Below are 18,876 nucleotides of genomic sequence, written 5' to 3' on the forward strand. Positions count from 1 at the left end.
CGTGCCCCGCACAGACAACGACACCTGGGACCTGGCCAGCAGCGTCGGCGCGACGGCGACCATGGTGGCCGCCGCCCGCGCGATCGCGACCAGGGCCGACAACCCCGTGATCAACGACCAGTTCGCCGAACCGCTGGTCAAGGCCGTCGGCGTGGACTTCTTCACGCGGTGGGCGACCGGCGACCTGGACGCCGCGGACGTCGACGACACCGAGTCCACCTGGAAGCTCGAGCACATGCCCGCGGCGATGGCCGCCCGCACCCGGTTCTTCGACTCCTTCTTCCAGGACGCGACACAGGCCGGCATCCGCCAGGCGGTGATCCTCGCCTCGGGCCTGGATGCCCGCGCGTACCGGTTGGACTGGCCCGCCGATATGACGGTTTTCGAGATCGACCAGCCGCAGGTGATCGCCTTCAAGACCACCACGCTGCAGGGCCTGGGCGCTGAGCCGAAGGCCGAACTGCGCACGGTCGCAATCGATCTCCGTCAGGACTGGCCCGCCGCACTGCGGGAGGCCGGCTTGGACACCAGCAAGCCGACCGCCTGGATCGCCGAGGGGTTGTTGGGGTATCTGCCGCCGGAGGCCCAGGACCGCTTGATGGACAACATCACCGCGCTCAGCGCCGAGGGCAGCCGGCTGGCTGTCGAGGCCATCCCGGATCGGCCGGAGCGGGACACCGAGCAGGCACGCGAGATGATGCGCCGCTCGACCGCCAAATGGCGTGACCACGGTTTCGAGTTGGATTGGGAAGACCTCGGTTTCGAGGGTGAGCGTAAGGACGTCGCGGCGTATCTCGATGGCCTCGGTTGGCGATCGGTCGGCAGGCTGATGAGCGAGCTGTTGGACGAGAGCGGTCTCGAGGCGGGCCCGCGGACCAACGACTCGGTGTCAATGGCGGACACCGTCTACTACGCCTCGGTGCTGGGGTCGAACTAGTCAGCTGCGTGATCGGCGCACCCGCGAAGATTCGCTGTGGACTGAGCGGGAAGACTGAACGGGTGGCCGAGGGCGTTGACGCATTCGAGCAGCTCGTGGGGCTGCTGAACTATCCGATGTTCGTCGTCACCACGCGTGCCGAGGACGTCAAGGCCGGCTGTCTGGTGGGTTTCGCCAGTCAGACCAGCATTCATCCGCCGCGATTCCTGGTGGGTCTGTCCAAAAAGAATCACACTTTTCGGGTGGCCGCCGACGCCACCCACCTCGCAGTGCACATCTTCGACCGCGAGCATTTCGACGTCGTGGAATTGTTCGGCAGCCTGACCGGCGACGAGGTCGACAAGTTCAGCCGCTGCTCCTGGCATGCCGGACCCGCGGACACCCCCATCCTCGACGACGCGGCCGCGTGGTTCGTCGGCAAAATTCTTGACCGGTTCTCCCTCGGCGACCACGTGGGGCATCTGCTGGAACCGGTGGCCGGCGACCCTCCGAACGAGCTGGAACATTGGGTGTCGTTCGGCGACGTTCAGGACCTAGAGCCAGGCCACGAGGCATGACGCGAATCGGTGTCGTCGGTGGCATCGATGAGCTCGCGGCGTTCTACGCCGAGCCTCCGACAGGCGTTCGGGCCAACATGATCTTCAGCGCCGACGGTGCCGCCGCGTTTGGTGGCCGCGCCGGTCCGCTGTCGTGTCGCACGGACCAACAGCTGCTGAAAATCCTGCGGGGCTTCGCCGACGTGATTCTGGTCGGCGCCGGCACCGCCCGCGCCGAGAACTACGGCCCGGTGCGGCTCAGCGGAGTGGACACGCGACCCCCGATCGCGGTGATCAGCCGCAGCGGTCGTCTGCCGGACAGGCTGTTCAGCGATCCCGGCCAGCAGCCGATCCTGGTGACGTGCGCGCAAGCGGCGCACAGTGGTGCCGATCAGCGGTGCCGTGTTTTGGTCGCCGGGGAGGACTCGGTGGACGTCGCGCGCGCTGTGGCGCGGCTGGGGGAGAAGGGGATGGGCCGCATCCTGTGTGAGGGCGGACCGACCCTGCTCGACGAGCTGGTGGACGCCGACCTGCTCGACGAGCTCTGCGTCACGCTCGCACCCAAGCTCGCCGGAAGCCAGCCGGTGGGCCAGCGAGCGCCTTCACAGTTGACCGTGCCGACCGCGATGCGGCTCGAGCACGCGCTGGTGCACGACGATTATCTGTTTCTGAAATACCGCCGCTGACTTAGCGATCGAGCTCGTCAAAGCGAGCTAACGCCGCGTCGAGGTCTGTCTCGTCGAAGATCTCGCAGCTGCTGATGAGGTCGCCTTCGACCGTGAAGAGGTCGATCATTCGCCACTCGACGTTCAAGCCCTCTGTCGAGGTCCCCAACACCGCAGAGGTGACGACCGCTCCGACGTCGCTCAGCCGGTGCACAGCCTCCATATAGATGCTGATGTCCGGCGTGAGATCCCAGACGGCACGGATGGAGTCGGTGAGATCGTTCGCATCGATCGTTACCAGCGGCCGGTGGTCAATGTAGATCCAATCCGGTGTCGTTGCGGGAAGTTCGTGCCGGTTGAATCCGGCGAAGAATCCCAAATTCACCGACCAGGTGTGCGCGTGTGCCGCGGCCTCGCCGGCTAGGTAGCGAGCGTCGAGTTCCTCGAAGGCGGCGTCGATGTCGTCGACGTCGAATGAGATGGCTGCGACGAGTTTGCCGTCGGCGTTGATTTCGCCGATGCCGAGCAGCTCAGCAACAAATGCCTCAGACCCCTGCTCGCGGAACGAGAAATGGCAGTGCAGCAGGACGAGTCGCTCGCCGCGGATCGCGATGGGGGTCGACGCAACATCCGTCATCGATAGGCCCGCGATCGCCTGTAAGTCCGCGATCTCTGCTTCACGACCATGTCGGACTCCCGCCCCTACCATTCGGCGGCGGTCGTCCTGAATAAAGTTGTCCGCCAAGGTCATCGCGATGTGGTCCCAGTCGCGACCCGCGATGCACGCCAAGAACCGTTGAGTGACTTGGCTTGCCGCGTTTTTCAGTCGTTGCGTCGGCGCGTGCAGTTCCTCGAAGCGGGCGAGCGCGGCCTCGGGGTCCGCGTCGTCGAACATCTCACACCGGCTGATTTCAGTGCCCTCGACGGCAATGACATCGGTCATGCGCCACTCAGCGTCGAAGCCCTCTCGCGAGGTCGTTCGAACCACAAGGGTGACGACGGCGCCCACTTCGGTCAGCCGGTGAACGGACTCCACGTAGATAAGATTGTGCGCTGTGTCATCCAATGCGGCACGGAGGTATGCCGTCAGGTCACCGGATTCGATCGCAGCGAACGGCCGATGATCGATATCCACCAAGTCAGTTGCCGTCGAGGGTATTTCACCTCGATCAAGCGCGGCGAATGAGTCCGCGATCACCGACCAGGTCTGCGAGTATCCGGCAGCCTCGCCCGCGATGTACCGGGCGTCGAGTTCTGCGAAGGCGGCGTCGATGTCGTCGGGGTCGAAGGTGACGTACGCCGCAATCTGCTCGTCGGCGTTGATCTCAATGATGCTGAGTGCCTCGGTGAGAAATTCCTCTGGTTCTTGATCGCGGGTTGCAAAGCTGTTACGCGCGAGGACAAGGCGTCCTCCGCGGGTCGCTATGAACGTCGGGGTCACGTTGGTCCACAGGTCGGCGATCGCTTGCACGTCGACGATCCACGCGTCCCGACCTTCTCGGACTCCCGAGCCCACCACGCGACGGCGATCGTCATTAATAAAATTGTCGGCAACCATCTTCGCGATGGCGTTCCACTCGCGTGCCGCGAAGTGCACCAGGAAGCGCTCGCTCAAATGGGTTGCCGCGTTTTCGAGCCGCCGCGTCGGGCGGTTTAGTTCGTCGAAGCGGGCGAGCGCGGCGTCGAGGTCTGCCTCGTCGAATACTTCGGCGCGGCTGATGAGGCCGCCTTCGACAGTGAACATGCCGATCATCCGTGTTTCTACGTCACAGTCCTCGTGCCAAGTGCCGTTCAACACTTGGGTGATGACGGCTCCGTGTTCGCTCAGCCGATGCACGGCTTCGATGTACACGCGAACCTCCGCAGTGAGGTCCAACACGGCACTAAGAGATGCGGCGAGGTCAACTCCCTCGATCGAAACGATCGGTCGATGATCGATGTAGACCGGATCCGGAGTTGTCGCGGGAAGTTCTTCACGGTTGTAACCCACGAAAGACTGCGCAATCACCGACCATGTCTGCGCGTTTGCGGCCGATTCGCCGGCGAGGTAGCGGGCGTCGAGTTCGGCGAAGGCGGCGTCGACGTTTTCGAGGTCGAAAGCGATGTACGCGGCGATTCTCTCGTCCGCGTCGGTTTCGGCTACACGGAAGACCTCGGTATGAAATGCATCGGGGCGGTGGCTTCGCCCCGAGTAGAGGGTGCGAACGAGGGCGAGTCGCTCGCCGCGGACTGCGACGACCTGCGAGGTCATCTTCGCAACGCCGACCTCCGCGATCGCCCGCAGATCCGCGAGTTCGGCCGCGCGGGTATCGCCCTCACGGTGCAGTCCCCGCCGACGATCTTCGACCCGAAGGTCTTCGATGAGTAGCGAATTCAACTCGTCCCAGCGCCGGCCCGCAAAGATCTCGTTGAATTGGGCGTCAGCCCGACTTGCGGCGTTTCCGAGGGGCGCCCGAAGCAGCGTCTCGAACGTGTCGATCGCGGCGTCCAGGTCCGCCTCGTCGAAGACCTCGCAGCGGTTGATCAGCTCGCCTTCGACTGTCAGGGCAGCGATTCCCCGCCACTCGGCGTCAAGGCCGTCTTGCGACGTCTCGTGCGCCGCGTAGGTCACAACTGCCCCAAATTTGTTCAGCCGGTGTACAGCCTCGACATAGGTGGTGGTGTTCTGGCTACGGTCCTTTCCCGCGCCGATGTATGCGATCACATGATCAGGGCCGAATGCTGCTTCCCTTCGGTGATCGACCGTCACCCAGTCGTGCGTCGTCGCTGGAACTTCGTGTCGGTTGAGCGCTGCGTACGCCGCGGCGATGACCGACCACGTCTGCGCTTGCTCGGCCGCCTCGCCGGCGATGTAGCGCGCGTCGAGTTCGGCTATGGCAGCGTCGATGTCGTCGGGGTCGAATGCAACCCCAGCAGCGAGCCGGTCGTCCGCGTTGATCTCGTGGACGATGGGTACCTCCGTGACGAACCCCTCACGTCCCTGATCGAGGCTTGACAAACCGATGCGTGTGAGCGCGAGGCGCTCACCGCGGGTCGCAATGACGGTCGAAGTCCGGTTACGCCATAGTTCGGCGCGTGCTCGCATGTCGGCGAGGTGGGCGTCTCGACCGTACCGGACTCCGGAGCCGACCACCCGACGGCGATCGTCACTGGAATAGTTCTCGACCAATACCTGAGCCATGGCCTGCCAGTCGCCCGCCGCGTAGTAGGCCGTGAAGCGTTCTACCACTTGGCTTGCCGCATTCTCCAATCGCGGCGCCGGACGGGACAGCTGTTCGAACGTGGCGATCGCGACGTCGACGTCTGCCTCGTCGAAAACTTCCATTCGGTCGATGAGGTCGCCTCGCAGGGTGAGAAGGGTGATGACCCGCCACTCGGCCTGGAATCCCTCCGACGAGGTTTCGCGCGTCACCGAGGTAACAACTGCTCCGACGTCGTTCAGGCGATGTACTGCCGCAACCGAATTGCGCAAGTCCGGCATGGCATCCCAATTGACGAGTAACGCAGACGCATCACCGGGTGCGAACGATATCCCCCGGCGATGATCGATGTTCGTCCAGTCGGGTGTCGTCGCCGGATGCTCGCGCCGATTAATCACGGCGTAGGCCCGCGTAATTGCCGACCACGTGCGCGCGTACGGTGCGGCTTCGCCCGCCAGGTACCGCGCGTCCAGCTCCGCGACAGCGGCGTCAATGTCTTCCGGGTCGAACACGAGGCGCGTCACGGCCCGTTCGTCTGAGTCGAGTTCGATGACGTCGAGGGCAGGCCCTTGGAATCCGCCTGGGCCTTGGTGGTGGTCCCAGGTTTCGACGCGGCTGAGGACGAGACGCTCGCCTCGTATCGCGAGAGGTTCCGATGCCACGTCGATCCCGACCTCGGCCAGCGCGGACAGTTCGGCGATCAAGGCATCTGGGCCGACGCGCCGGCCGGAGTTGACCACACGGCGCCGGTCGTCGGACACAACATTGGCGGCCAGCGATTCGGCTATGGCGGACCACTCGCGTGCCGCATAGCACGCCATGACTCGCTCGTACAGTCGGCTGGCCGCGTTATCCAGCCGCCGCTTCGGACGACTCAGCTGATCGAACTGTGCGAGCGCCACGTCCAGGTCTGCCTCGTCGAACATCTCGTACCGACTGGACTTTTCACCTTCGACTGCGAATATGTCGACCGACCGCCACTCGGCGTCGAAGCCGTCCACCGACGTACCAATTCCGGCTCGGGTGACGACGGCCCCGAAGTCGCTCAACCGATGCACGGCCTCGATGTAGATGTTGACCGCTTGCATGTGATCGAAGGCGGCGCGGATGTAGGCGGTCATCTCACCCGGGGCGACCGATGCGGCCCGCCGATGGTCGATGTTCACCCAATTCGGTGTCGTTGCGGGCATTTCGCGGCGGTTGAGTGCCGCGTAGCCGGCCGTGATGGCAGACCAGACGCGCGCGTGCGCGGCCGATTCGCCGGAGACGTAACGCGCGTCGAGTTCGTCGAAGGCTGACTTGAAGTCATCGTGGTCGAACACGACGTGCGCCGCGAGCCGGTCGTGGGCGTCGATCTCTGCGAGCCGGAGAATTTCGGTCCGGTATGCCTGCGACTTGTCGCCTTGGCCCCACCAGACGACACGGACGAGGGCCAGGCGTTCGCCGCGGATCGCAAGGACTTGCGAGGTCGCGCCTTTCACCCCTAAGTCCGCAATCGTCCGGGCCTCCGCAAGCACCGTGGCTCGGCCCTCGCTCTGCCGTTGAAACCCCCGGCGCCGGTCCTCGACATGGATGTCGTCGGCGAGCAACCCGCTCATCTCGTGCCAACGCTTCTCCGCACCGAGCGCATTCATCTTGTCGTCGGTGCGGCTCGCGCGATTCGCGAGCCGCCTTGTCTTCGAGGGTGATTCCTCAAAACGGGCGTGCGTGGCGTCGAGCTCGGCGAGCGCGGCGTCCATGTCGTCGATGTCGAACGACATCTGCAGTGCGAATCGCCCGCCCTCGTCGATGCCATACAGCATGAGAATTTCGTCGTGCGGCGCTCCAAGGCTCACGTCGGCGCTGCCCAACGCCAACCGAGTGAGAGCGAGGCGCTGACCTCGCACGGCGACAACAACGACTGAGATGAGACGTACCTCGCCCGTCTCGTGAAGTCGCCGCATCTGACTCAGCCACCCGTCCGGGAGGTCATGTTGAGTAAAGCCGACCAACTTCCGGCGACTCCCGGCGACGGCATCGGGCGCCCAAAGCCGCTCGTACTCTTCCCAAGCCTTCTGATCTACAGCAGCCACAGCCCGCCTGATGGTTCGCACGCAGGTGTTGTCCGGCTCGACAGCCGGTGCTTCAGGTGGGGCCTGGGCAGTCGTGACAACGCGCTCACCGAGAACCGATCGCGCCATTTCCGTAAGTGCTGCAGCGCCTTTCCGCTCGTACAGGTCGACGGCGCGCTCGGCTGCGGCTCGCGCACCCGCGTAATCGCCGGCGGAGCCCAAAACCGTTGCCAGGGTGAGGCATGCGTCGCCGTGATCAACCAGCGCGTCCGTGCGTTCGGCCAGGCTGACGGCGGCCTCGGCCACTCGGCGGGCCTCATTGTGGTCACCAGAGCGCGACAGCAGGTGCGCCCGCAGCGTGCGCCAGGCGATGGACGCCTTCAGCGCATGTCCGGCGAGTCGCTCACTCTCCGAACACAATTCGGTGGCCTCGGCCTCCCGATCGAGCGCGAGACACGCGCGCCCCAGCAGCGCGGCGGTCTCGGCGGCGTCGGCGTCCAGGCCCATGCGCCGAAAACCGTTGTAGGCCTGACGCAGATGCGGCTCGGCCGCAGCGGGATCGTCGGCGACGAGCTCGACGATGCCGGCGAACTGCTCGACTTCGAGTACGGCATGACGCAAGCCGAGTTCGGTGACCGTGCGCCGCGCCGAGTCGATCATCCGTCGGGCCGCGGCGGAACGACCACGGAAGGCCTCCAGGATGGCCTGGCACCGCGTCGATGTCGCCTCGACGGCGGGGGAGTCGGTGGTGATGCGCAGCAGCCGTACGACATCCAGGCACCGGCCACCCGCCCGCGGAACAGGGTTGGGGCCCCACAGCGCCGCCAGCGGCGCACCGGCGAGCACCGCGTTCACCCGGCGGTGCTCACGCGCGCGTCGCGCCGCCGTCAGGGCGTTGTCCAGGGCGATTTCGCAGTCGGCGATCCGCCCAAGTCGGGCCAGGCACCCGGCGCGGACGGTGTGGGCGTTGGCTTCCCCTGCGGCGTCGTCGAATCCGGCCAACCGGTTGGCCGCCGCGGCTAACGCGACCTCGACCTCATCCAAACGCTCGGGGTGGATCAGCATCGACAGCTGGCCGTCGAAGCAGGTCGCCCAGGCGGCCAGGCGTGCGGAATCCACTGTTGCCGACTGTAATTGGGCCACCGCGGCCGCCGCCGAAGTCACATCACCCGCGGCCAGCAGCGCCTCGCAGCGGGCAACCAGCAGCAGCGCGACCTGCTCGTCGCGGTCGGGCAGCTCGTCGTCGATCTCTTCCAGCGCGTGCAGGGCGCGGTCGTACAGGTCGGCCGCGCCTTCGTACGCGAGGCGGGCCATCGCCTGGTCCGCCGCCCGCCGGCAGTACTCGACGGCCTTGACCGCGTTACCCGCCCAAGCACATTCGAAGTAATGGTAGGCGAGTTCGGCCACGAGCTCGTCGTCGGCGCCGGGCTGGGTCTCCAGCGTCGCGGCGATGCGCTGGTGCAGGCGCATGCGCCGCACGGACGCCAGCTCCGCGAGTAACGACTGCCGGACCAGCGCGTGGTTGAAGCGGTAGCGACCACCGGGCTCCTCGATGACGATGCCGGCCTTGGCCGCCTCGTCGAACGCGTCGATGAGGTCGCCGCCGACCACCTGCTCAACCAGCTCCAGCCCGAACCGGCTGCCCACGACCGCGGCCGCGGACAAGGCTTTGTTGGTCTCCGCCGAGAGCCGGGACAGCCTGCGGCTCACGGCTTCCCGAACGCCCTGCGGCAGGGTGCTCTGATCCCACACGCCGCCGCTCTCGTCGACGTGGCGCAGGGCCTCGATGAGAAAGAAAGGATTGCCGCCCGTGACCGAGGCCAACGCGTGGGCGAGTTCCTCGTCGTCGTAACCGGCCTCGGCGACGTAGGCGGTGACGTCGTCCTTGTCGAGACCGCTCAGGCTCAACCGCTTTGCGGTGCCGTCACGGTGCAGGTCGGCCAGCATCGCCGCCAGCGGGTGGGACCGGTCCAGGTCGGTGCTGCGGTACGTGCCGACCACCTGCACGCGGGCGCGGTCGCCGAAGCGCAACAGATGGCGCAACAACAGCAGCGTCGGCTTGGCTGCCCAGTGCAGGTCGTCGAGGATCAGGACGACCGGCGCCGCCGCGGACGCGATCTCCAACAGCGCGACGACGGCATCGAACAGTGCGTAGCGTTCGGTGTCGGGGTCGGCGCGGGCCGGGGCAGCCAGATCGGGGACGAAGTCGGGCAGCCCGGGGACCAGCGGGAGCAGTGCCTCGACGCCGCGCAGTCCCCGCAGTCGCTCCGGGCCGACGCACGGCACCAGCCAACGCAGCGCTTCCGCGAACGGCTGATAGGGAGCGCCGAGGTCCTCGTCGCACCGGCCGTACAGCACCGCCGCCCCCTGCCCATACGCGCGTTGGGACCATTCGCCGGCCAGGCGCGTCTTGCCGACGCCCGGTTCACCGGCGATCAGTACCGCGTGCGTGCCGCGGGTCCGCCACGCCGAGACGAGCTGTTCGAGTTCGGGGCCGCGGCCGACGAAGGGGCCGGGGCCGATCAACATCGGGGGCAGGGCGGGCCGGGACATCGGGACATCGACCGGCTGCGGTTGCGGTGCGGCATCGAGTCGCAGTTCGAAGACATGCTCAGGGCGTGCCAGGTTTTTCAGCTGCCGCGTCCCGAGGTCCGCGAGCACGACATCGTCGGGCAGCGAGTCGATGACGAGTTCGGCAAGGGCCCCCGAGCACAGGATCTGGCCGCCGGTGGCCAGCGACCGCAGGCGCGCGACGCGGTTGACCGCCCGGCCGAAGTAGTCGCCGTCGCGGAACTCGACCTCGCCGGTATGCAGCGCCACACGAATCCGCATGGGCTCGGCCAATGTCCACGGTTCGTGGCCGATCGCGTCCTGCAACTCGATGGCCGCGGCCGCCGCGCCGGACGGCCGTTCGAAGACCGAGAACGTCGCGTCGCCCTCACCGCGCGTCTTGATCAGTCGGCCGCCGCGCGACGTGACGACCTGTTCGACGAGCTCGTCGTGGCGTGCGAGCGCGGCGGCCATGGCCTCGGCATCCGCCTCCCACGCGGCGGTCGATCCCTCGATATCGGTGAGCAGGAACGTCACCGCCCGCGTCACCGACGGAAGGCGTTGTGCCACGGCAACATCCAGCGAGGCATCCTGCGCGACGATCGCCGCTTCCAGCCGCCGCAGCTCAGGCCCGGGGTCCACGCCCAATTCCTCGGCCAGCAGCGACCGCGCCCGCTGATACGCGCCGAGCGCCTCCCCCTGCCTGCCCGCGCGATACAGGGCCAGCATCAGCTGGCCCCAGCGCCTTTCGCGCAGCGGCGCGTCGGCCACCGCCGCCTCGAGGTCGCCGATGACCTCCGCGGCGCGACCGGTCGCCAGCAGCGCGTCGGCCCGATCCTCCGCGAGCGCCGCGTGGCCCTCGATCCAGCGGGTCTTCTCGGAAAGGCCGCGCCGGCCGTCGGGCAGCTCGGGAATTCCGCGCCAGAGGGTCAGCGCCTCCTCGAAGCGGGCGACGGCCTGGCCCGTGTCACCCGCGGCGGCCGCGTCACGTCCCGCCCGGGCGGCGGCCTTGTAGCGCGAGGCGTCAACATCCGCGCCGGCCAGTTTCCAACCCGTCCCTTCGGTCAACACGAAGCCGTCGCCCAGGGTGCGACGCAGCGCGGAGATGTGGGTCTGCAGGGCCTTGGCGGCGGTGCGGGGCGGATCGGAGCCCCACAGCAGCTCGACCAGCGTGTCGGCGGGCACGATCGATCCGTTATGTAGGCCGAGCATCGTGAGGAGGGCGCGGGGTTTGGCGCCCGGGATGATGACGGGCGCGCCGTCCTGCCGGACCCGCAGAGGTCCCAAAACCCCCAGTTCCACCGATGGAAGCGTACTCACAAAGTGATCGTCGGTGGGACGAATCAATGCATGGTCAAGATCCGGTAAAGGTCGTCGGCTCCCGCCGTCCGGGTTCGCGCAGCGCTGTCACGCTCGCGGGCCACAAGCTCACCCCACCGGGCGGAACGGCCGTTCCTCGATGTCCTCGCCGATGACCAGGGCCGTGCCGGGGGGCACTTCGCGCCACACCCCGGGCAGCTCGGTCAACGGTTCGGAAACCACCACCCGCGCGTCGTCGCCGAAGTGCGCCAGTCGTTCGCTGTCGGGGTAGAGCATGCGCACCGAGTTCGGATCCTCGCTGACGAACAGCGTGTTCACCTCCGGTCCGCTCGCATAGCGGACCGCGTAGAGGCGCGCCCCGTCGCTGACGCCGACCGTCATCTGTAGCGCGGGTTCGTCCACGCCGGCCGCGACCGCCGCCGCTTCGACGAAACCCGCCATCCGGGCGATCCCCCCGATCGGGTCGTCGGCGAGGCCGAAGGTGAGCGCGAGGTGAAACATCAGCTCCGAATCCGTGGATCCGGCGATGTTGCCGAACAGGTCGGGTCGCACGGCGAACAGCAACTCGCGCCGTATCCGCTGATATCCGCCGACGTGTCCGTTGTGCACGAACAGCCAGTTGCGGTAGCGGAACGGGTGGCAGTTGGTCTGCTGCACCGCCGTCCCGGTGCCCGCGCGCACATGGGCGAGGAATAGCCGGGTGCGAATCTCGGTGGCCAGCTCCAGCAGGTTCTGATCACCCCACGCCGGGGTCACGCTGCGGAACAACGCCGGCTCGCAACGGTGCTCGTACCAACCGAGTCCGGTGCCGTCGCCGTTGGGAATCTCCATGTTCGGTGCGTGCCGGGCGCTCTGCTCGATCAGCGAGCGCTCCGGGTCGTGCAGCAGTTCTCGGGGCGCGATCGGCGCGCCAAGGTACGCAACCCACCGACACATCAGTGCCTCCTATGCCAATGCGGCCGTCTCGCGGATCACCTTATGCACGAACGCCAGCTTGCGGACCACCGCGGCCGGGATCTCGAACGGGTAGAGCGGATTCTTGCCCATCGCGGTGTTCACCCGGTTGAAGCACAGCGACAACCACTTCCAATCGTCCAGCAGTTCCTCGATCGACGCGCGTTCATAGGATTCGCGCGGAACGACGTCGCCCGGCTGTCCGAAGCGGACTCTGTCGGCGTGCAGGACCAGGCCGGACTCGCGAGCGGTGTCGACGGTGCCGGTGATGTGCAGATAGTGGGCGAAGCATTCGGCGAAGTCCTCCCACGGGTGCATCGTCGCGTACTCGGAAATGTAGGCGTCGGCCCAGCCCGCCGGGGCGCCGAATTTGTAGTGCCGTGCGATCTCCTGTTGATAGTCGGCGCGTTCGTCGCCGAAGATCTCGCGGCACTCGTCGAGATAGCGCGCGGCGCCGGGCCCGCTTTCGACCAGAATGCTTTGGTAGTAGTGGCCGACCTCGTGGCGAAAATGGCCCAGCATGGTGCGATAGGGCTCTCCGAGGTGGACCCGCAGGGACTCGCGGTAGGCGTCCAGCGACTCGACGAGATCGATGGTGATCACCCCGCCGGCGTGCCCGATCGTCACCCGTCCACCGCCGCTGTAGCTGGACAACAGGTCGAACGCCAGACCGCCGTCCTTGCGCCAGTACGGGTCGACCGGCAGGCCGATGTCGACCAGCTGATAGATCAAGCGCCGCAACGCAATCCCGGTTGGCGCCAGCTTTTCCAGCGCGATGGTGTCGTCGGCGTCCGGCTCGCGGCGGACGAGGGAATCGGCCAGGCACCGTCCTCGTTTGCCGCCCAGTTCCTGTTCGTTCGGCACCAGCCAGTTGCAGCCGAGGTCGGCCGCCTTCGCACAGGCAATCCAGGTTTGGCCGTCGATCACCGCGGCGCCCGACGCCGTCGCCACCATGCTGCGGCTTGGGGCGTGCAATCCCAGCTCCGCCATGCAGTTCGGGCAGCGCCGCGATTCGAACGGGACGAAGCCTCGGCATCGGGGGCAGGCGAACGCGTGCACGGACTTCATCGTGGCAGTCCGTGTGTGCCCGCCGCTAGAGGTTGCCCGCGCCGCGCGCGACGCGAGCGCGGCGGTGGCGATCGCGAGACATAAACTACGGCGCCATTACCCGGCGTGTCGTCGCAGCCGTTTAAGTGTCGAGGGTTTGTAAGGATCGCGCTGCAATGGCGTGCCCTCGCCGAGCGTTTGGTGATGAACATTGGGCGAAACAAACGGCGGCGGGCGCGAGTATGCTCCGACGCATGACTGCAGCTCAACTGGCGATTGTGATCGGTGTATCGCTTGCGATGCTGGCAGCGATCGTCATTGTGATGCGGCGCGCGACCCAGCGCGAACGTCGAATCATCGAGCGACGCCACGCGGAGTGGGTCGCCGGCGGCAGCAATCCCGACGAGAAGCCGAATTTCTATTCGGGTCCGGATTCGGGTGGGACCAATTACACGGTGTAGCCGATTTAAGTAGTCAACTACTGAGGCCCGCCCAGTCGACGCAGGGGAGGCTCGGTGGGTTGGAGGCTACGGTCATGTCGTACGCGAGCATCGCGAACCTGTCCTCGGGGGAGTTGCCACGATAAGCACCAGGTCCCGCGGTGATCGCCAGTACGCTGCTGACGTGCGCTTGTCGTGGCCGTTGGTGGGCCGCTCAACGGGGATGCGAACCATCGAAGCCGCCATGGTGGCTTCGGATGCTTCCGGGATCGTCGTCTGCGGCGCGGCGGGTGTGGGCAAAAGCCGCATCGCCCGTGAGGCGTTGTCGGCCGCGGTGTCACAAGGATTCGAAGGCCGGTGGGCGGTCGGCACATCGGCCGCGCGGGCAATTCCGCTGGGTGCCTTCACGGCGTGGGCGCAGCCGGGTGTGACCGACACCCTGCAGTTGCTGCGGGGTGTGATGGAGTCGCTGACGGCGGCGCCCCGGGGCGTCACGGTGATGTTGGCGGTCGATGACGTCCACCTGCTCGACGATTTGTCGATCTTCGTGCTGCACCAGATCGTGCAGCGGGGTGCTGCCAAAGTTCTGTTGACCGTTCGCGACGGCGATCCGCTGCCCGCCGCGGTGCAAGAGATATGGTCCGCCGGCCAATTCGACCGGCTCGACCTGCAGCCGCTGTCGCTGGATGAAACGACCACGCTGCTGTCGGCCACGCTCGACGGATCGGTGGATCCGGATGCCGCTCACCGGCTTTGGAAGCTCACTCGCGGCAACCTGCTGTATCTGCGCAACATCGTCGAGCAAGAGGTCGCCGACGGCCGAATCATGCTACAAGGTAACTACTTTCGCTGGCTTGGCGATCCCGTCATGCCGCCAGGACTGGTCGAGCTGATCGAATCCCGCATCGGGGCCCTGCCCCCACCGGTCAGCGATGTGGTCGACGCGGTGGCCGTGGGGGAGCCCATCGAACTGGGCCACCTCAAGCGCATCACCGACCCGGGTGCGGTCGAAGAGGCCGACACGCGTGCCCTGATCACCCTCGAGCCGGTAGACGGCGGCATCCAAGTGCGCTTGGCGCATCCGCTCTACGGTGAGGTGCGCCGACGGCGCGCGGCTTCGACCCGGCTACGACGGCTGCGCGGGCTGGTCGCCACCGAACTCGCCGCGAGCGATGACAGTGACGACATCCACGTCCTGGTGCGCCGCGCCACGCTGAGCCTGGACTCCGATCTGGCACCCGACGCCGACCTGCTCGTCAGCGCGGCCCATGGCGCCGTCTGGCTGGCGGACCTGCCGCTCGCCGATCGCCTCGCCGAGGCGGCCAGCCGTGTGGTAACCGGGCCGGAGCCGAACTTCGTTCGGGCACATGCGCTGTCGTGGTCGGGCCGGGGCGAGGAGGCCGAGGCGGTGCTGGCCGGTATCGATGCCGGCAAGCTGACCGACGAAGAACGCGGCCGGCTTGCGTTCCTGCGGGCCAGCAACATGCTGTGGGCGTTGGGTCATCCCGCTCGTGCGAAACAGATCATCGATGACGCGGCGTGCACCACCTCTTCGCAGGCCCGCAACTATATCGACGCCTTCCTCACCGTCTACTGGTTCGCGACGGACGAGCCCGACGTGGCGCTCAAGGCGTCGGAGAGCCTCGTGTTGGGTGATCTGCCCGCCGTCGTCGGCGCGGAGATTGCCTGGGTCCTGACGACCATCACCGCGGAAGCGGGGCGCACCACCGAGGCCGTGGCCAACGCGGAGGCGGGATACAGCGCCGCGGCACGCTCTTTCGACGCTCCGCACGTTCGGTTCAACATCGCGGACTCACACGTCAGTGCCCTGCTATTGGCCGGGCGGATGGCCGACGCCCTCGACGTGTCCGAGCGGGTGCGCCGTCAGGCGGCCGACATGCCGGGCGCGGCCCAATTGCTCGGTGCTGCCGTCGCGGGGCGCGCCACTCTCGGCGCCGGACACCTTCATGCGGCGGGGCCGTTGCTCGAACATGCGGCCGTCGGACTGTCTGCCACGCACGCTTTGGGCTGGGGATACCGCTACCAGATCTCCCGCGTGACCGCGCTCGCGTTGCGCGGTTGCACCGCGGAGGCGTCCACCGCGCTCGCGATCCTCGACAAGCAGCGACGTCCGTTCCGATCGCTGGACTATGAGCGCGCGCTGGCGCGAGCGTGGGTGGCCGCGGCCCAGGGCGCGGTCAGTGAAGCGATCGCACTCCTGTTGTCGGCCGCGAAAAGAGCCTCAGCAAAAGGTCAATTCGCGGCCGAAGTGCTCTGTCTGCAGACTGCCGCCCAATTCGGTGACCGCTCGAGCTCAGCACGGCTGCGCGACCTCGAAGCGATCGTCGAGGGGCCACGCGTCGGCGTCGCCGCCCGGTTCTCCGCCGCGATGAGTGGCGGCGACGCGGCCGAACTGGCGGCCGTATCGGAGGAATTCGAGCGCATGGGCGATCTTGTCGCCGCGACGGACGCCGCCGCCCAGGCCGCGCTGACGTACCGCAACCAGGGCTTGCGAGGATCGGCGTTGGGATGTGCGGCACGCGCGGAGGATCTGGCCGAACAATGCCACGGCGCACGTACTCCGGCGCTTCGTCAGGCCAGCGAACCCTTGCCGTTCACCGATCGTGAGCGAGAGATCGTGATGCTGATCGGGGAAGGATTGTCCAACCGCGCCGTCGCCGAGAGGCTGACGCTTTCCGTACGCACGGTCGAAAGTCACATCTACCGGGCGATGTCGAAGACGGGAACCACCAGCCGGGACGAACTCGGCGCCTTGGTATCGCGCGACCGTGCGTAAGCCGTCTGTCGATTGCAGTGCCGCCATACTGAGTCCGCGTGGCGAGCACGGACGGATGCTGCCCTGATGGGTAACGAGCTGAGCCACACGCGATCGCGCAGGGGGACGGTCTTCGTGTTTCCCGGGCAGTATTCGCAGTGGGCGGGGCGGGCGGTCGAACTGTTGGATTCGGCGCCAGCGTTCGCCGAGCAACTGCGGCTCTGCGATGCCGCATTCTCCGAGTTTGTCGATTGGTCGCTGATGCAGGCGGTCCGGGGCGACGCCGGCGCCCCCGACTTGGACCGTGCTGATGTGTTGCAGCCCTTGCAGTTCGCGGTGATGGTGTCGCTCACCGCGCAGTGGCGGACGCTGGGAATCCGCCCGGACGCCGTGCTGGGCCACTCACATGGCGAGGTAGCCGCCGCATATGTGGCAGGCGCGCTGTCGTTGCGCGACGCGGCGAAGGTGGTCACGTTGCGCAGCAAGGCGATCGGTGCGATCGCGGGCCACGGTGGCATGGCTTCGATCCGGCTGCCCGGCAGGCGGGTCTTCCGGCTCATCGAGCCGTGGTGCCGGTCGATTTCGGTTGCCGCTCAGAATGGTCCGTCCTCGACGATCATCACCGGCGACGCCGGGGCGCTGGACGAACTCATGTCGGTGTGCCGGCGAGACGGTACGCCGGCCGCCCGGTTTCCCGTCGATTACGCGTTGCATTCCGCTCATGTGGACGAGCTGCGGGAGGCGGTGCGTGCGGCCCTGGGCGGGCTGCGGCCCCGGACCGGCGATATTGCCTTTGTCTCCTCGGTAACCGGCGCGGGCCTGGACACGTCGATCCTCGACGGCGAGTACTGGTTTGCGAATCTGCGTCAACCCGTGCTGTTCGCAGAGGCCGTCCGGTGGTCGTACGAACACGGTTATGACCGGTTCGTCGAATTCAGCCCGCATCCGGTGCTGATCGCCGACATCCAGGAATCTTTGGCGGCCTACGCCGACGGCCGGACCCGCGTCGGCACGCTGTGGTCCGCCGCGCTGCGGAAAGCCTTGTCGGAAATATCGATTCAGGAAGCGCTCGGTCGCGGTCGTCTCGAAGTGTGACGGTCGCCACGCACGAGCCGAGGATTTCCCAAGAATCCTTCAAGTCGACTGCACGACGATACTCACCATGAACACGACCGACCTCCTCATCGTCGCCGTGGGCTGCGGAATCTTCGCCCGGACGTTGGCTTCACGCGCCCCGAATTCGTTGCCGTTCGTCGGCTTGGCGGCCCAGGGCGTGCTCGGTGTCTACACCGCGATGATGTTGCACAGTGTCTCGTTGGCCGCGTTGGGCTCGCACTGGCCGATCGTCATCGCGGTCGCCGTCGGAACACTGGTCATCAGCGTCGCGGGCGGCGCACTGCTGGGTCTGCACCGCGGCATCAGCCCGCTGACGGGCGGGCTTTCACTCGTGGCGGGCGGCTCGTCGGGGCTCGTCGCCATCGCCCGCGAACTGGGCGGCGACGATCGCGTCGTCGCGGCAGTCCAATACTTCCGTGTCGCGCTGATCACGGCGTCCATGCCGTTCGTCGTGTCGATCTTCTATCACCACGCCGAGACACACCAAGTCATGCAAGGCGAAACCAATTTTCTTCCTTGGTATCTCGGGCTTCCGATCGTCGCGGGCATCATCGTGGTCGGCGCGGCGGCGGGCCGTTCCGTGCGGCTGCCGGGAGCCGGGCTGCTGGGTCCGATGGCGATCACCATCGTCTTGGAACTCACCCGGATGACCGAACGCATCGCGGTTCCGATGGTGTTGGTCCAGGCCGCGATCATGCTTGTCGTATGGCAGTCGGTACTGGGCTTCACCCGAGAGTCGCTGCGGGCGATCAAGCGGATCCTGCCCAGCGCGTTCGCGCTGATCATGGTGCTCAACGTCGCGGCCGCGGGCTCCGGCGTCCTGCTCTCCAAGCTGGCGGGGCTGACCATGCTCGACGGCTATCTCGCCACCAGCCCCGGCGGCGTCTACGCGGTGCTCGGTACCGCCGTTGGGTCGGGCTCGAACGTGACTTTCGTGATGGCGGCGCAGATGGTCCGGATTGTCCTGATGCTGTTTGCCGCGCCCTTTGTCGCACGGCTGTTCCTCAGGTTCACGCCCCAGAGCGCCGAGGTGAGCGCGGCCGGCAGGGACCTCGTCGACGTCAGCGCCTGAGGCTGTTGGGAGCGGTAGCCCGCAGTCGGGTCTGTACTTGACCGCACTGCGATCCCGACGGGGTCGCGAGAGGAGCTCACGGTGACACACCCGGGGACGCCCGCCCGAATTGGGACTGGGGCGTCTGCCACACCTACCACTACGTCAATCACGGTCAGGGCAACGTCTCTCCGACGATCTGGGAGGGCGACAATCCGCCGGGTCCCTATCCG

General features: G+C 66.9%; 10 protein-coding genes. 7 read left to right on the top strand and 3 right to left on the bottom strand.

What is annotated here, in order from left to right; all coding sequences use genetic code 11:
- Position 1 precedes the first annotated feature (1 nt).
- From AC5Y5V_RS11600 to AC5Y5V_RS11610, 3 genes are all read left to right on the top strand, one after another.
- Positions 2 to 937, top strand: coding sequence for an SAM-dependent methyltransferase (locus AC5Y5V_RS11600; RefSeq protein WP_499934525.1), 936 nt, complete (start codon positions 2 to 4; stop codon positions 935 to 937).
- Positions 938 to 1,053: 116 nt separating this feature from the next.
- Entirely contained in the window at positions 1,054 to 1,494 is a 441-nt protein-coding gene (locus AC5Y5V_RS11605; protein ID WP_499934869.1) for a flavin reductase family protein, read from the top strand.
- On the top strand, positions 1,491 to 2,159 hold the full coding sequence (locus tag AC5Y5V_RS11610) for a pyrimidine reductase family protein (protein WP_499934529.1): 669 nt from the start codon (positions 1,491 to 1,493) through the stop codon (positions 2,157 to 2,159). The genes AC5Y5V_RS11605 and AC5Y5V_RS11610 overlap by 4 nt, the downstream gene beginning before the upstream one ends.
- 1 nt (position 2,160) lies before the next feature.
- On the opposite strand, the gene AC5Y5V_RS11615 is transcribed toward AC5Y5V_RS11610, so the two are convergent.
- The 3 genes from AC5Y5V_RS11615 to AC5Y5V_RS11625 all read right to left on the bottom strand — a co-directional run bounded on the left by AC5Y5V_RS11615 (position 2,161) and on the right by AC5Y5V_RS11625 (position 13,272).
- Entirely contained in the window at positions 2,161 to 11,241 is a 9,081-nt protein-coding gene (locus AC5Y5V_RS11615; RefSeq protein ID WP_499934535.1) for an ATP-binding protein, read from the bottom strand.
- A 126-nt stretch (positions 11,242 to 11,367) separates the two neighbouring features.
- Positions 11,368 to 12,195 carry a class II glutamine amidotransferase gene (locus AC5Y5V_RS11620; RefSeq protein WP_499934539.1) on the bottom strand — a complete coding sequence of 276 codons (828 nt, stop codon included), beginning with the start codon at positions 12,193 to 12,195 and terminating at the stop codon, positions 11,368 to 11,370.
- Between the two features lie 9 nt (positions 12,196 to 12,204).
- The gene (locus AC5Y5V_RS11625; RefSeq protein WP_499934873.1) at positions 12,205 to 13,272 is read right to left on the bottom strand and encodes a zinc-binding metallopeptidase family protein; all 1,068 of its coding nucleotides are present in this window, start codon (positions 13,270 to 13,272) and stop codon (positions 12,205 to 12,207) included.
- Positions 13,273 to 13,514: 242 nt separating this feature from the next.
- On the opposite strand from AC5Y5V_RS11625, the gene AC5Y5V_RS11630 reads away from it, so the two are divergent.
- From AC5Y5V_RS11630 to AC5Y5V_RS11645, 4 genes are all read left to right on the top strand, one after another.
- Positions 13,515 to 13,721 carry a hypothetical protein gene (locus AC5Y5V_RS11630; RefSeq protein WP_499934543.1) on the top strand — a complete coding sequence of 69 codons (207 nt, stop codon included), beginning with the start codon at positions 13,515 to 13,517 and terminating at the stop codon, positions 13,719 to 13,721.
- Between the two features lie 202 nt (positions 13,722 to 13,923).
- Positions 13,924 to 16,497, top strand: coding sequence for a helix-turn-helix transcriptional regulator (locus AC5Y5V_RS11635; RefSeq protein ID WP_499934877.1), 2,574 nt, complete (start codon positions 13,924 to 13,926; stop codon positions 16,495 to 16,497).
- 66 nt (positions 16,498 to 16,563) lie between these two features.
- Entirely contained in the window at positions 16,564 to 17,571 is a 1,008-nt protein-coding gene (locus AC5Y5V_RS11640) for an acyltransferase domain-containing protein (RefSeq protein WP_499934547.1), read from the top strand.
- Positions 17,572 to 17,638: 67 nt separating this feature from the next.
- Positions 17,639 to 18,664 carry an AbrB family transcriptional regulator gene (locus tag AC5Y5V_RS11645; protein WP_499934552.1) on the top strand — a complete coding sequence of 342 codons (1,026 nt, stop codon included), beginning with the start codon at positions 17,639 to 17,641 and terminating at the stop codon, positions 18,662 to 18,664.
- Positions 18,665 to 18,876: the final 212 nt, after the last annotated feature.

The organism is Mycobacterium sp. NGS68 (assembly GCF_059812195.1).

Bases quoted from the DNA above. Each gene is read 5' to 3' on its own strand.
- AC5Y5V_RS11605 (WP_499934869.1), top strand. From the start codon at position 1,054: ATGTTCGTCGTCACCACGCGTGCCGAGGACGTCAAGGCCGGCTGTCTG.
- AC5Y5V_RS11610 (WP_499934529.1), top strand. From the start codon at position 1,491: ATGACGCGAATCGGTGTCGTCGGTGGCATCGATGAGCTCGCGGCGTTC.
- AC5Y5V_RS11620 (WP_499934539.1), bottom strand. From the start codon at position 12,195: ATGTGTCGGTGGGTTGCGTACCTTGGCGCGCCGATCGCGCCCCGAGAA.
- AC5Y5V_RS11630 (WP_499934543.1), top strand. From the start codon at position 13,515: ATGACTGCAGCTCAACTGGCGATTGTGATCGGTGTATCGCTTGCGATG.
- AC5Y5V_RS11635 (WP_499934877.1), top strand. From the start codon at position 13,924: ATGCGAACCATCGAAGCCGCCATGGTGGCTTCGGATGCTTCCGGGATC.
- AC5Y5V_RS11640 (WP_499934547.1), top strand. From the start codon at position 16,564: ATGGGTAACGAGCTGAGCCACACGCGATCGCGCAGGGGGACGGTCTTC.
- AC5Y5V_RS11645 (WP_499934552.1), top strand. From the start codon at position 17,639: ATGAACACGACCGACCTCCTCATCGTCGCCGTGGGCTGCGGAATCTTC.